Source organism: Pseudanabaena sp. Chao 1811, from assembly GCF_027942295.1.
GTDB lineage: Bacteria > Cyanobacteriota > Cyanobacteriia > Pseudanabaenales > Pseudanabaenaceae > Pseudanabaena.
On record NZ_CP101416.1, the window covers coordinates 2,466,874 to 2,480,282 of the forward strand.

At 40.8% G+C, this 13,409-nt stretch carries 12 protein-coding genes; 2 read left to right on the forward strand and 10 right to left on the reverse strand.

What is annotated here, in order from left to right:
* Positions 1-83 precede the first annotated feature (83 nt).
* Positions 84-1,439 carry a glycoside hydrolase family 10 protein gene (locus tag NMG48_RS11245; RefSeq protein ID WP_271251652.1) on the forward strand — a complete coding sequence of 452 codons (1,356 nt, stop codon included), beginning with the start codon at positions 84-86 and terminating at the stop codon, positions 1,437-1,439.
* Positions 1,440-1,557: 118 nt separating this feature from the next.
* On the opposite strand, the gene NMG48_RS11250 is transcribed toward NMG48_RS11245, so the two are convergent.
* Both NMG48_RS11250 and NMG48_RS11255 read right to left on the reverse strand, forming a co-directional pair.
* Complete coding sequence (locus NMG48_RS11250; RefSeq protein WP_271251653.1) at positions 1,558-3,003, reverse strand: mechanosensitive ion channel domain-containing protein; 1,446 nt, start codon at positions 3,001-3,003, stop codon at positions 1,558-1,560.
* A gap of 70 nt (positions 3,004-3,073) precedes the next feature.
* Positions 3,074-5,188 (reverse strand): adenylate/guanylate cyclase domain-containing protein, encoded by a 2,115-nt coding sequence (locus NMG48_RS11255; protein ID WP_271251654.1) that lies wholly within the window; start codon positions 5,186-5,188, stop codon positions 3,074-3,076.
* A gap of 196 nt (positions 5,189-5,384) precedes the next feature.
* Here NMG48_RS11255 and NMG48_RS11260 point away from each other — a divergent pair, with 196 nt between their 5' ends.
* Positions 5,385-7,355, forward strand: coding sequence for a protein kinase domain-containing protein (locus tag NMG48_RS11260; RefSeq protein WP_271251655.1), 1,971 nt, complete (start codon positions 5,385-5,387; stop codon positions 7,353-7,355).
* Positions 7,356-7,373: 18 nt separating this feature from the next.
* On the opposite strand, the gene NMG48_RS11265 is transcribed toward NMG48_RS11260, so the two are convergent.
* The 8 genes from NMG48_RS11265 to NMG48_RS11300 all read right to left on the reverse strand — a co-directional run bounded on the left by NMG48_RS11265 (position 7,374) and on the right by NMG48_RS11300 (position 13,394).
* Complete coding sequence (locus tag NMG48_RS11265) at positions 7,374-8,618, reverse strand: tetratricopeptide repeat protein (protein WP_271251656.1); 1,245 nt, start codon at positions 8,616-8,618, stop codon at positions 7,374-7,376.
* Between the two features lie 97 nt (positions 8,619-8,715).
* Entirely contained in the window at positions 8,716-9,414 is a 699-nt protein-coding gene (locus NMG48_RS11270) for a response regulator transcription factor (protein ID WP_126385262.1), read from the reverse strand.
* A gap of 367 nt (positions 9,415-9,781) precedes the next feature.
* Entirely contained in the window at positions 9,782-10,555 is a 774-nt protein-coding gene (locus NMG48_RS11275; protein ID WP_271251657.1) for a hypothetical protein, read from the reverse strand.
* A 306-nt stretch (positions 10,556-10,861) separates the two neighbouring features.
* Positions 10,862-11,374, reverse strand: a complete 513-nt coding sequence (locus NMG48_RS11280; protein WP_271251658.1) for an opioid growth factor receptor-related protein — start codon at positions 11,372-11,374, stop codon at positions 10,862-10,864.
* 45 nt (positions 11,375-11,419) lie between these two features.
* Positions 11,420-11,581, reverse strand: a complete 162-nt coding sequence (locus NMG48_RS11285; RefSeq protein WP_271251659.1) for a hypothetical protein — start codon at positions 11,579-11,581, stop codon at positions 11,420-11,422.
* Between the two features lie 27 nt (positions 11,582-11,608).
* Positions 11,609-12,661 (reverse strand): isochorismatase, encoded by a 1,053-nt coding sequence (locus tag NMG48_RS11290; RefSeq protein WP_271251660.1) that lies wholly within the window; start codon positions 12,659-12,661, stop codon positions 11,609-11,611.
* Positions 12,662-12,687: 26 nt separating this feature from the next.
* Positions 12,688-13,104 (reverse strand): type II toxin-antitoxin system VapC family toxin, encoded by a 417-nt coding sequence (locus tag NMG48_RS11295; protein WP_271251661.1) that lies wholly within the window; start codon positions 13,102-13,104, stop codon positions 12,688-12,690.
* Positions 13,101-13,394 (reverse strand): hypothetical protein, encoded by a 294-nt coding sequence (locus tag NMG48_RS11300; RefSeq protein ID WP_271251662.1) that lies wholly within the window; start codon positions 13,392-13,394, stop codon positions 13,101-13,103. Before NMG48_RS11300 ends, NMG48_RS11295 begins: the two co-directional genes overlap by 4 nt.
* Between the last annotated feature and the right edge of the window lie 15 nt (positions 13,395-13,409).

Genomic DNA, 13,409 nt, shown 5'->3' on the forward strand with positions numbered 1-13,409 from the left:
AATAAAAACCGCTATACAATGAGGATTGCGACTAGTATTTATACTTAGCTTAATTATTCATATTTATGCAACTAATGCAACTCATGAAACTAATGCAACGAGGTTTCATGTTCTCAAATTGGCAAAAATATTTTGTTGGCAACAGTTTCTGCCAAAGGCAGCGATCGCGCAAACGTTTTTTGTCACTACTTTTTGCAATTACCTTTACCGTCACATTAGTTATTCATAATTTAGTTCCTGATTTCATACCTAGATGGAATGATCATCAGGCGATCGCCCAGTCGCAAACTAAACCCAATGCCAAGCCTAATCAGCAAAAGCAACTCAATCTCCCCGTTACACCACCCACTAGCCCAACTGTAATCCCCCGACAAGAAATTCGTGGAGTCTGGCTAACCAGTAATGACTTTACGATGTTTAGCGATCGCAAACAGCTTGGGCAAGCGCTACAACAACTCAAGCAACTCAACTTCAACACGATTTACCCCGTAGTGTGGAACTCTGGTTATGTGATGTACCCCAGTACAGTTGCTCAAAGTGCCGATATTCAACCCTTTGTCTATCGTGGTGCAGAAGGTCAGGATATCGTTGCCGACATCATCGCACAAGCTCACCAGCATAATTTATTAGTGATGCCTTGGTTTGAGTTTGGTTTCATGGCTCCCCCCACTTCAGAACTTGCCACTAATCATCCCGATTGGCTCACTCAAGAAATTGATGGTGATAATACTTCCATTACTGCCGCAGGTGAAGTAGCTTGGCTCAATCCATTTCATCCTGAAGTCCAAAAATTTCTCACGGAATTAGTATTAGAAGCCGTTTCTAATTACGATCTCGATGGCATTCAGTTTGACGATCATACCAGCCTCCCTAAAACCTTTGGTTATGATCGCTATACTCTCAATCTCTATCGCCAAGAAACAAAACAAAATGCGCCTGCCGATCCCAATGCTCCTGAATGGGTGCGTTGGCGAGCTAATAAAATTAGCGCATTCATGGCAAATCTAAATAAGGCTGTCAAACAAAGAAAGCCCAATCTTATTTTTTCCGTTTCGCCCAACTATTACGAGTTTGCCTATAAACAACAGCTTCAAGATTGGCTAGGCTGGGTGCGTCAAGGTATCGTTGATGAGTTGATTGTGCAGGTTTATCGCAGTGATCTTGATGATTTCCGCGCTCAAATTAGCCGACCTGAAATTGCTGAAGTCCAAAATAAAATTTCTACAGGTATCGCAATTCTATCGGGACTACGGAATAGTAATGTCCCAATGTCAAGAATTTATTCTCAAGCGATCGCTACCCAAGAGCGTGGTTTAGGAATTGCCTTCTTTTATTACAAGAGTCTCTGGGGCTATGGACCTGAATCAGTTAGCGATCGGCAAAAGGATTTTCAATATCTTTTCCGCAGCCCTGCACCAAGATTTGCAATTAGAAATTAACAAGAAAGGGGACGCATTGCGTCCCCTTTCTTATTAACGTTATAGCATTTACAAATGAGTGCATACTCAGCAGTTTTCATTTTGCCGTAGGCAAAATGAAAACTGCTATAGGTAGGGTTTAACTATTCTGAATTGTATTCACCACACGACGACGGGTTTCTAGGATTTGGCTGATTTCACGGGCAAAGTTGGGCTGGCGATCGATCATTTGATTGACCGCTTCCGCCGAAATCATCATTACTTCCAAATCCTCAACCGCAGTTACCGAAATCGGACTTGTCTCGCCCGAAAATAGCGTCATCTCACCAAAAAACTCACCATTTTTGACCATCAACATTTCGTGACTATTGCCAGTGGCATCCCGCACCATCATCATTGCACTACCTGCAACCACGATATAGAGAGAGTTATTTTCAGCGCCTTGCTTAATCACCGTTTCTCCTGAACCGAAATGCTGCAAGGCAATTCCCGAAGTCGATGTATTGGGGTGAGTAGACTTATCTAAAGGCACAAAGGCAGGGAGAGATTGCAGACTTTCGGTAAACTTTTTTGAGGTTCCTTTTGCCTCGGATGTAGGACCATGAAAATGATAGAGAGTCCTGATGGGAAAGGGAATCGTCAAGCTATTGCGCTGAGCGGCATACCAGAGACGACTCATAAAGCGATCGCGTATTTCCTCTAATTCGCCATAATCCGCAATAAAAAATTTCACCTCATAGGTAATTGCTGAATCATCATAAGAAACTGTAAAGATCTGGGGATCGGGATTTTTGAGAATGCCTTGAGTTTCTAGCGCCGTATTGTGGAGAACATGCTTGGCAAGATTCGGAGGATCTTTGTAAGAGAAGCCCACACGAATGCGTTCAGCATGGAGAGCTAGCGGACGACTAAAGTTGCGAATGATTTCATTGCCCATCAACTTGTGAGGAATGATCACCATCTCGCGCTCGAAGGTAATCAAACGCACAGCTCGCCAATTGATATCGATGACCTGACCTTGAATTTCACCAACCTTTAGCCAATCACCTACGGAAAAAGGTCGCTCAAACAAGAGGGCAATCCCTGACATGACACTGCCGAGGGTATCCTGAAGCGCTAAACCAATGACAATCGAACTCACACCTAGAGCGGTCACTAATCCCGCTAAGTCTGCATTCCATACTGTGGCAAGGACGATCGCTGTACCGAGCAGTACTAAAAATAGGCGAAATAAATCGATTAATAATTTGGGAACTCGCGCCCGCCAAGTGTCAGCTTTGGCTTGCTCAAAAATCACAGCATTAAGTAACGAGAGAGCCGCATGGAGTACACAAATCCAAAAGAGAGTTTGCACGCTCTTAACGATGTCGTCACTGGCAGGACGTTGTAGCACGTACTGCACAAACAACATAAAGGCAAACATCGGCAGGACTAAGTTCCGCACTACTTGTAATGTAGCGGCAAGGGGGCGGCGGCGATGTTGCAAGCGATAGATAATCTCGCCAAGGATAATCACAGATAGGGCAAGCCCGACGATTAAAGCGATCGCCCAAATAAATAAATGATTAGAACTAGTTTGGAGCATAGGGCAATTTCACGAAGTTAAACATAGATCCAAATAATTATGCGTGTGCGGCTTTGCCGCACACGCATAATTATTTGGGCTTTATTTGCCATGCTTTCAAAATACTTTTACCATTTTCTGCCTTAACAGCAATGGGAGCAAACTCATAGAGATCGCTCAAACGGTTATAAATTTCATTAGAGACTAAGATTGCACCTTCAGAGCAGGCTGATTTTAAGGCACTAGCAATATTAATCGTGTCACCCCAGACATCATAAATAAATTTATTGCGTCCAACGATTCCCGCCACGATATCCCCTGAATGGATGCCTAAACTGATATTTAATTGGAAGTTTCGCTCTTGACTGAACCGCCGCACGATCGCCTGCATTTCTAAGCCAAAGTCGATCGCTCTTTTATCATGGTCGAGATAGGGAACTGACAAGCCACAGACTGCCATATAGCTATCACCAATGGTTTTGATTTTTTCCATGCCATAGCGCTCGGCAGTTTCATCAAAAATGGAGACAATATCATTGAGGATACTAACTATTTCATATGCCGTGAGGGAATCCGATAATTTAGAAAAGCCTGTTAAATCGGAAAATAGTACCGTCACATTAGAAACACTTTCGGCAATATTCTTTTCGCCTTGCTTGAGACGTTTAGCGATCGCCGCAGGAAAAATGCTTAGCAATAATTGCTCGTTCTCACGATTTTTTTCCTCGACTAAATTGGTTTGATCGCGCAGACTCAGTACCATTGCGTTAAATGACTGCGCCAATTCGCCAAATTCATCTTGGGTTTCTAAAGTGGCGATCGCATCTAATTGACCAGAGGCAACCTTACGCGCACTCTCGATCAGTTGATTAATCGGCTTCACAAATACCGAAGCCATCGCCATCGCCAAGAGAATTACTAATAGCATTAACAAAGTCGCCGAAATGAGTAACTGGCGCTCAAAATCATAGATGGGTGCATAGGCTTCCGCTAAATCAATTTCTGAAAGAATCGCCCAATTCAAGCCTTCTATTTGCAAAGGCGCATAGGAACTTAAGACAGGAATATCACGATAATCACGGATAGTTTTAATTCCCTGCTTACCTGTAATAGCTTCTTCTGCCGCCTGTGTGCGTACTTTCTGTTCTAAAATCGAGGTTTTATATTGACGAATTCTATTTAATGTTTCCTTATTAACTCCCAATGTCGCGAGAGTCTGTAAATATTCTTCAGGAGTTTCTACTAAAAAGCGCGAAACTGATCGCATTAAATAATCTTGACCCACCAAATAAGTCTCACCACTTTTACCGAGTCCATCACTTTCCCATTTACGATTTCCTGTCATCACATTATTAATCTCGTCCACGGGTACTTGAATTGCCAGAACGCCCACAAACTTAGACTGATTAAAGATGGGTGCAGCGATAAAGGCAGCAGGCGCACCATAGGAAGGAGCATAGGATTCAAAATCAATAATGCTGGCATAGTCCTTTTGTTTGGAACGGCGCACTGCGGCTACTAACCGTGCCAAATTACTATCGTTATAGGCTCCAGTGGTGTAGTTAGTCGTAAAATCGGTCTCTTTATAAACTGTATAAACGACGGTTCCCTGTGGATCGATCAAGAACATATCGTAGTAGCCAAACTTCTCAATGATATTGCGGAAGATAGGATGATAACGCTCATGAATGCGACTATATTCGCTGCCATCATTGGCTTTATCTAGTAAATGTTTTTTGCCAATGGGATTAGGATTTGTCGCAATGTAATGATATTGCAGATAATTACTTGCCGTTGATTCGGGCAAAAAAGAATTAAGAACTGGCGAACCCTGCTCAGTTTTCGCTAATTTAGGGAGAAATTCGTTTTGATAATAGGCAGTAATTTTTTGTGAATTATCGGCTGGCAAAGTAACACTCTCAAGCTGGCGATAGGCATTGGTAAATTCAATAATTGCCGTACCCACAGAAATGTCATTGCTAAGCGTCTGAATATGATTGCGAATTGTTTTGAAATAGGACTCAATTTGATAAGCCTTAGAAGCCCTCACACTGGTCAACTGATTAAAAGCGCGATCAGTGAGATTAGACTTACCGCTTTGATAGCCCAGATATGCTGTCACCACAATCGAGCTACTGCTAACCGTCAGCAACATGACAATCAGTTTTGATTTGATACTTAACCAGTTGAATTTAAACCACTGCATATTAAAATCTTTTGACAAACCGAGAAAGAAAAGTATTAAATAATCTAAGTTGTACTGCTAATTCCTATTAATATGTGGAACCAAATATACTGAATACTTATTAAATGTATATCTTGCTCTAGCTTTACTAGACTGATATTTGCTATGTTTGTATAACTTAATAATATATGCTCAAATTCAGCTATGCATGAAAACTATGCTAGGGAAAATTCTTGTAAGTCGTTATAAAATTTGCGAAGAGTTAGGGCGTGGGGGATTTGGGCAAACCTTTATTGCTGAAGATATACATTTGCCTGGACATCCGAAATGCGTGATCAAGCAACTAAAACCTAAGGATACTCGTTCGTTTGTTTTAGAATCTGCCAGAAAGTTATTTGATCGCGAAGCTCAAACTCTTTACAAACTAGGGAAATATAGTCAAATTCCTGCACTCTTAGCTCACTTTGAGGAAGAAAATGAATTTTATTTAGCACAAGAAATGATTGAAGGAGTTGTACTCAGTCAAGAAATAGTCCCTGGTAAACAGTTGAGCGAATCCTTCACTTTTTGGCTATTAGAAGAAGTATTACAAACTTTAGAGTTTGTACATCAACAAAATGTAATCCATCGTGATATTAAGCCTTCTAATCTGATTAAACGTGCTTCCGACGGGAAGATTGTCCTGATTGACTTTGGGGCAGTCAAGGAAACTAGTATCCACACAATTAGTAATCAAGGATATACAAGCTTTACACTCACAATTGGTTCTCCTGGATATATGCCTGATGAGCAAGCTAATGGGAGACCAAAGTTTGCTAGTGATATCTATGCAACGGGAATGATGTGTATTCACGCTCTCACTGGTGTAACACCTAGCCAAATGCCCGAAGATCAGAAAACTGGAGAGATTATCTGGCGCGATCTTGTTCCTAACATTAATTCTGAGCTTGCTGACTTTTTGGATAAGATGACTCGTCCTCATTTTTCTCAGCGCTTTCAAAATGGAACTGAGGCTTTAGCGGCTTTACAAAATTTGCAAAGACCAAGTGCTTTTGACTCAACCATTGTTCCAATTCAATCACCTGAAGAAGCGATCACCTCTATCGATGAACCAACCTCAACTATAGTTAGCGCAGATCTAGATACTATCTCTCCGTCAGCATCTGTATCTCCTATATCTATAGAGCCACCTTCGACAGTTGTATTGCCAACAGAAAAGGAAGAAGACGTTTCTGCAACAAATCTAGTAGAACCAATTAATTTATCGCCCCAACGAAAAAAGTATCCTTATGTTGCAATTGGGTTGGCTGTCATAACGGCGATCGCTGCAATCTTAAGTTACTCATTTTGGCAACAGTCTGAAGCTAAGCGCCTTGCAGCTATAGAAAAAATTCGGAGTTTAAAGGCAGAAGGTAAATATCAAGAATGTCTCGATCGCGCTAAGGCGATCGCTCCCAGCACGAATAATTCTGTAACAATACAAGGAATCCAACAAGAATGCTTCAATGGATTAATTGAGATTCAAGGAAAATCTCAATTACTACAAGCGCAAAATTTGGCAAAAGACAGCAAGTTCAAAGAAGCTCTGGCAATCGCGACCAAAATCAACCCCAGTAGTTCTGTGTATCCAGAGTCTCAGAAATTAATTGAGCAATGGTCTAATGAAATATTCAAGATTGCCGAGAAAAAATATAAAGAGAAGGGTGAACTAGAAGATGCAATCAAACTGCTACAGGAAATTCCTAGCAATACTCAAACAGGTAGAAAAATCTCTGCAACTATAACTGAATGGACAATGCAGTCTGAAAAAGAGCGTAAGGCTTTAGAATTAGCAAAAACAGCTTTATCTCAAGGGCGATGGGAAGAAGCGATTGCAGAATCCCAAAAAGTGACACTACCTTTTTTAAGAAAAGAGGTTACAAGTATTTTAGAAAAAGGAACTTGGGCTGTAATTACAGAGATACCTACACAAGCTACACAAGCAACTTCAACTCCAGCTATCAAAACAGATCCACCTGTCAAAACAGATCCACCTGTCAAAACAGATCCACCTATCAAAACAGATCCACCTATCAAAACAGATCCACCTATCAAAACAGATCCACCTATCAAAACAGATCCACCTATCAAAACAGAAACAAAGCCAACTAAAACTTATGGTGATGGTCAAACTACAGGCGACAAATAAGCCTTTACAGAAAAATTATTACTTTTTCTTACCACTCAACAAATCATTTCGGAGTTCGATCGCTTCAGTGTAGTCTGGCTGCAATTCAATTGCCTTATTCAAAGCGTTAAGAGCTTCTTTATCTCTACCTAGATTCGCCAATGCAAGACCTTTACTAAACCAAGAGTTCTGAATATCTAAATCTGTGTCGATCTTAACCCAATCAAATTCAACCCTAGTTACTAAAGAATAAGCATTGAGTTTTATTGCTTGGTTAAGTGCCTCTAACGCTTCTGAGTATTGCCTAACTCTATTAAGAGATACACCTTTAAGATGCCAAACTCTAGAAATTCTAACAGTTGAAATATCTGCTGCACTTAAGTCAAAAGGACTAACTCTTAGCTGGATATCTCCAGAAACTAGTTTTAGAGATTTGTCAAGGATTAACAAAACCTCGTCATATCTTTTAAGATCCATTAGAATTCTTGCCTTCTGATAGAAGCGCAAGGAATTCGGTTTATTAAGAAGAATAGCCTTGTCAAGAGAACTAAGAGCCTGTGTATAAAGCTTTTCAGCATCCTCTTTTTGTCCTAGCCTATCAAGCACTAGCCCTTGCTGCCGCAGAGCCAAACTACGGTTGTATAAATATTCAGAATTCCCAAACTGTCGAGGCAATTTAATCGCTTTGCTATAGGAAGAAACAGCATCTTGATATAGTTTTAATGCTTCTTGATTGCGTCCTAAATCCTTCTGATAATTTCCTACTTCTCGCAAAGAATTACCAAGCCAATTCAAAGCATCAGCATCATCAGGATTCAGATCAACTGCTTTTTTATAAGCCTCAACTGCATCTTGATAATATCCACGCCTATAGAGTGCAAGACCTAAATTTTGCCAAATGATCGGATCGTTAGGCTTAAGTTGAGTAGCTTTATCATAAGAATTAGCAGCCTCTAAATATCGCCCTAGATTACGGAGAGCATCCCCACGTTTTTTCCAAACAACTGGATCATTAGGCTTAATTCGAGATGCTTTGTCATACTCTTCAAAAGCTTGTCGATATTGCTCAAACTTAAAGCTTTCACTGTCATTTTTATTCCAAACAGAAGTATCATTGACTGCCTGAGATAACAAAGTAGCTTTTGTCTGAGAAGAGGTTTGGGCTTGAGCTGATTGCAAAAATTGAGGATAGTTAAGAATAACAGTGGCTAATACTAATTCCAAAAGAAAAGGACAAGATAATTGAACTAGTGAATTAGGCTTTTGGGGCTTAAATTTTTGCATAGCCTATAACCTGATTAATCGCTAAATCTCATAAATTTATAACAATTAGAACATACACACGAAAAATCTAGCAACAAATATTAAATTTGCTTTGCTTTTATGAGTAGGAATCAATCAAACCATGTTGCAGGGCATAGCGGACTAATTCAGTGCGGCTACTTGTACCTGTTTTGCTAAATAAACGGCTGACATATTTCTCAACATTACGAATAGTCGTACCAAGACGTTTAGCAATTTCTTTATTCATTAAACCTTCAACCACCAGCTCTAATACACTTTGTTCGCGGGGCGTAAATTCAATTTTGATCGGTGGCGGCGTGACATTAATAGCAGGCTTTTGTTTGAGAAGAGCCTTGATTTCCGCCAGTTGTCCAGCAAGATCTGTGATTTCTGAGGTGTTGCTATTTGCGGTAACAGCTTGCATAGCACGACGGGCAATTAAATTTTCAGCGATCGCTACTAGCTCATCGGGATCAAAGGGTTTCGATAGGTAAGCATCACAACCAGCGTTATAGCCTTCGATGCGATCTTTTGTCATGCCCTTAGCGGTCAAAAATACGACGGGCAGGTTTAAGAACCTAACATCCTCACGCATTTGCTTCAGAAACTCATACCCACTTACCTGCGGCATCATGATGTCCGAAATCACCAGATCTGGTGTAGTTTGCTCTAGCAGTTGCCACGCATCCCTTGCGTTGTTAGCAACCTGCACCGCAAAGCCACTGTCTTCGAGATAGGCTTGCACAGCTTCTCTGAGACCTGGTTCATCATCCACAAGTAGGATATGTCCTGACATAGTTATCCTTAATTTTCCTTTAATTCGGCGATTGATTCGGCGATCGCTATATTTACCACTATATATCAATAAGAAGGTGGCAGTCAGCAGAGGCGATCGCAAAGGGTTGCCCTAGTTAAACACTCACATTATTTTCTGATTTCTCTGGTTGAGAGATCGCCTATCACTACGTTTAGTGTGAGATCGCACAATAGATATTACACATACTCAGAAAAATCATATCTTTGCTTACTTTTTGGCTAAATCAAAAAAACACATACCAAGCATCAAGATCGAAAACCTTCTTACCGAAATCTATGACCACATTTGTATCAAAACAGATCATTAAACCGCTATGCGGTTTAATGATCTGTTTTGATACAATTTTCTATCCTCCAAATCCTCCAAGAGAATTAAAATTAGCAGCACTCTGACTTGCTCGCATTGCTGACTGTGAGAAGACCTGAAAGGCTTTTCTGATTTCAGCATCACTATTAGCAGGAGTAAGAATCCATTCATCACGGATTCCCATTTCTTGAAATACTTTCCGAAAATCCGTAGAGCCATCATCAATACCCATCGCCGCAATAATGTGATTTTCCATCCGCAACATATCTTTAGCGATCGCGGCAACATCTTTAGCACTATGACGGCTCGAATGACAATCATCGCCATCGGTAATAATGAGGGTGACAGTACGCACTGGCACACCATTATCAGAGAATTCCTGCGCTTTGGCTAAAACCGTTCCCAATAACACCACCGTCTGATCGTAAAGGGGAGTACCTTGATTGGGAGTGTAATTTTTAGTATCCATCCTGATTGCCTGTGCGATCGGGCAGTAGGGATAAAGAACAGTTCCATTCAAATAACGATTGTGGATAAGAATATTATCCTGTTGCTGCGAAGAAGTTAGCGCATCTATGACAGAGTTATGTCCGCCACGCACAGCTTGAGCATTACCTGCATATTGAATCGAACCAGAGTCATCGGGCATAATCGTTACTAGCACAACTTCGCTAGACATGACATCATCAACATGAATGCCAAGCCCCGCTTGAATTTGTGCGCCGAGGTCATAAACAGTCAATGCTTGCAAAGATTCATTAGAAATGGTTCCGTCATCTAATGCTGATTGGAAGAGGTCGTTAATGTTAGTCATGATAATTGGTGATAGGTAATTGATAACTGAATAATTACGAATTATCAATTACGAATTACGAATGAGATTTTAATTCGTAATTGACTTGTTTTTCCCTTGTTTTTCCGTAACTGCTCAACCTAGAAGAATCAACAAAAAACAGTGTTCATATAACTGGCAAATTACTGATTATCTTTATAAATTAATAAATAAAATAGTAATTTATCGTTTACTTAATGAGAATGGAATCATTTAGATGTTTTTTGATGCATCAAAATGGCTGAAACCTTTATTTCTTCTAGGTTGAGCAATTACGTTTTTCCTTTCTTAAACTGCTTTCTCCCAAAATTCCATCGTGTTAGGAGCGATCGCTTTAGGATCTTCTCGATAGAGTTCTTGCAAACAAGCTAGGAAAGCTTTAGCATAGGCTTTTAAACCTAAGAGAGAAAGGCTACGGAGAATACGAGTAATTCTTAGATGGTTGTGATTCATTGGGCGGAGCCAATATTGTTGGCGTGAATCAAAGTTGGCGGCTTTGGAAATCTGTACTCCCAACTCTTGAGAAGTGACGCATTGTAATCCGTAAAAATCGAGTAATAACTTGAAGGAACGATATAATCTTCTACGAAGTTCTTTGTCTGCAAGAAATGCCTCAATTACAGTTTCGTCAAGGATGGGAGCATTAGCGCTAAATTTACTCGGTTCGGGAAGAGGGAATAGCCATTGAATGTAGTTATGTACGTTTTCAAAGTGCCTATAGTCCCAAGTCCAAATCTCTGCAATACTGCGCCCTTCAGGATTAGCCGACTCACCACGATAAAAAGATAGTAAAGTGCTCATAGACTTACCTCATGATTTTTGATTTGTGTCCATTTTAGCTAGATTTTAGCTAGATAATAAACGCTCAAAAAAGCCTTTCTTGAGTTGAATTGTTTCTAAATATTCTCTGAGCAAGCGTTCAGTTAATTCTGAACTGGTGGTATTCTCTTGAGCAAGAATTGCCACCAGATATCTTTCTATCTCATTATCAAGATTAATGCTCATCATTAGATTAATCTCCTAAAGAATTGGAGTTTATACAAGATTAAGATCTGCCCAAGATTCCATTTGGTCAGTAGATTTGACAAGGTGCATACCTGAATCCGCAAAGCGTTGAAATGCGGCATCCGCTTGATCGGTGTAATCGACCACATTAGGAACGACCACAGGCGAAGTACAATCTTCGAGCAGATAGACTTTCTTGGCAAGTTTTGGATCATGAGCAAGAATTTCGCTTAGTAAATCTTGAATAGTCCATGCCACGCAATGGCTCTTGGCTTGCCCCGCAATGATTACCGCATCAAATTCCAGTAACCTTTGCAAAAAGCGTGTATTTTTCTGAGCGATTGGTCTGCCATCGGCTCCATCCATTACTTCAGGGCGCAATACCGAATAATTCTCAGTGAGAGGATTGCCTCCTTTAATCTCGAAGTTAGTCTGACTGTGCCTTGCAATATTGTGGAAAAACATTGCTTCTTCAACAGAAGATACGAGCGCGTGACCGATGCCGCCGAGCATGGAGTGATATGCCCAAACCGTAAGCGGAAACTTGCCTTCATCGCTAAGCTTCTGCACATAATGCAAGGCGTGGCGCTGAATTGCCATGTAATTACCCTTGGCGAGACTATAGGCGATCGCAGGATTTACTTTCCACTTGCCTTGCTGCACATCTTCTAAAGTAATCGATGTAGCATTGGGGATCGGATGTTCACCCGCATCGTTTACCCAAAAGATGGGATGGAAGATTTGCATGGCAGTATGAGTGTCCATTGTGGGCGCGATTTCGCTGATGTGGTGGAGATTGCGATAGATAAATTCGCAAAGGCGCACATTATCCTCGATCGCACCAGTACCAGAGCGTCCACCGACATATAGCTCATGATCAGGAATACAAAAGGTATTCTGCACATCGATCGCCATCAAACAAATTTTCTTGCGATCCTTTGCGGCGGGTGCGATGCCATGTTGTTTCGCCCATGCTTCGGCTTGGTTAGCCCGATCTTGGTAAGGAACGCGCCATACCGATCCGACTTTGTGGTGATCGAAAAAGGCGGGAATGGGAAGTTGAGTAAAAATTTGAGTAGTCATTTTAATGTTTCTCCGTTGTTTAAACGTTAGACAAGTACATTTACAAAAGGTTGATTGCGATAACGGCGATATACTTGGAAATCTTTATCGAAAGTAGCGATCTTAGGTATATCAAGTCTTTCAGAAATAGCAACTAGGGATAAATCGGCAAAGTCAGCCTTGCGATCGGCATACTTTTCATTCAGTTCGGCAATTCTACTGAAATCCCAAAGAGTTAGGGATTGATGGATATAGACTTCGGTTATCAAATCTTCCAGAAACTCATTTTGGGCGCGATAATCAAAATTGAGTAACCAAATAGCTTCAGTAATACAGGCAGTTGTGGTAATTAGTTGGCTTGTGCATTTTAGAAAGAATTCATACACTAAGCTATGATGACTATCCCTTTTGTTGTAGAAAGAGACAAAAGCGCAACTATCAACAAGAATAGAGGGATAATTCATGACTGCTCCGATATTCTTTTATGCTTGTTCTCAATCTGTTCAGCAATAATTGCTTTGCGAACATCCCGATCTGAAAGATCAGCCCGACCTTCCGCAAAATATCGAGGTCTCCCACGCCTTTGTTCTGCTTCCTTCAATTTTTCCATAACTGTTTTAGGTTTACTGGGTTGTTGCAAGCGATCGCTAATGAATTGCTTGATTAGCTCTTCAGGTGTTGTCTGTTGCTGCGAAGAAAGTCGATTCAGCTCACTGAGCATTTCTTCATCTAAACTTAATTGAATTGTTTGCATTTTCTTTTCTCCTAA

Excerpts from the sequence above, each read along its gene's own strand:
- NMG48_RS11245 (WP_271251652.1), top strand. The coding sequence starts at position 84 with ATGAAACTAATGCAACGAGGTTTCATGTTCTCAAATTGGCAAAAATAT.
- NMG48_RS11250 (WP_271251653.1), bottom strand. The coding sequence starts at position 3,003 with ATGCTCCAAACTAGTTCTAATCATTTATTTATTTGGGCGATCGCTTTA.
- NMG48_RS11255 (WP_271251654.1), bottom strand. The coding sequence starts at position 5,188 with ATGCAGTGGTTTAAATTCAACTGGTTAAGTATCAAATCAAAACTGATT.
- NMG48_RS11260 (WP_271251655.1), top strand. The coding sequence starts at position 5,385 with ATGCTAGGGAAAATTCTTGTAAGTCGTTATAAAATTTGCGAAGAGTTA.
- NMG48_RS11265 (WP_271251656.1), bottom strand. The coding sequence starts at position 8,618 with ATGCAAAAATTTAAGCCCCAAAAGCCTAATTCACTAGTTCAATTATCT.
- NMG48_RS11270 (WP_126385262.1), bottom strand. The coding sequence starts at position 9,414 with ATGTCAGGACATATCCTACTTGTGGATGATGAACCAGGTCTCAGAGAA.
- NMG48_RS11275 (WP_271251657.1), bottom strand. The coding sequence starts at position 10,555 with ATGACTAACATTAACGACCTCTTCCAATCAGCATTAGATGACGGAACC.
- NMG48_RS11280 (WP_271251658.1), bottom strand. The coding sequence starts at position 11,374 with ATGAGCACTTTACTATCTTTTTATCGTGGTGAGTCGGCTAATCCTGAA.
- NMG48_RS11285 (WP_271251659.1), bottom strand. The coding sequence starts at position 11,581 with ATGATGAGCATTAATCTTGATAATGAGATAGAAAGATATCTGGTGGCA.
- NMG48_RS11290 (WP_271251660.1), bottom strand. The coding sequence starts at position 12,661 with ATGACTACTCAAATTTTTACTCAACTTCCCATTCCCGCCTTTTTCGAT.
- NMG48_RS11295 (WP_271251661.1), bottom strand. The coding sequence starts at position 13,104 with ATGAATTATCCCTCTATTCTTGTTGATAGTTGCGCTTTTGTCTCTTTC.
- NMG48_RS11300 (WP_271251662.1), bottom strand. The coding sequence starts at position 13,394 with ATGCAAACAATTCAATTAAGTTTAGATGAAGAAATGCTCAGTGAGCTG.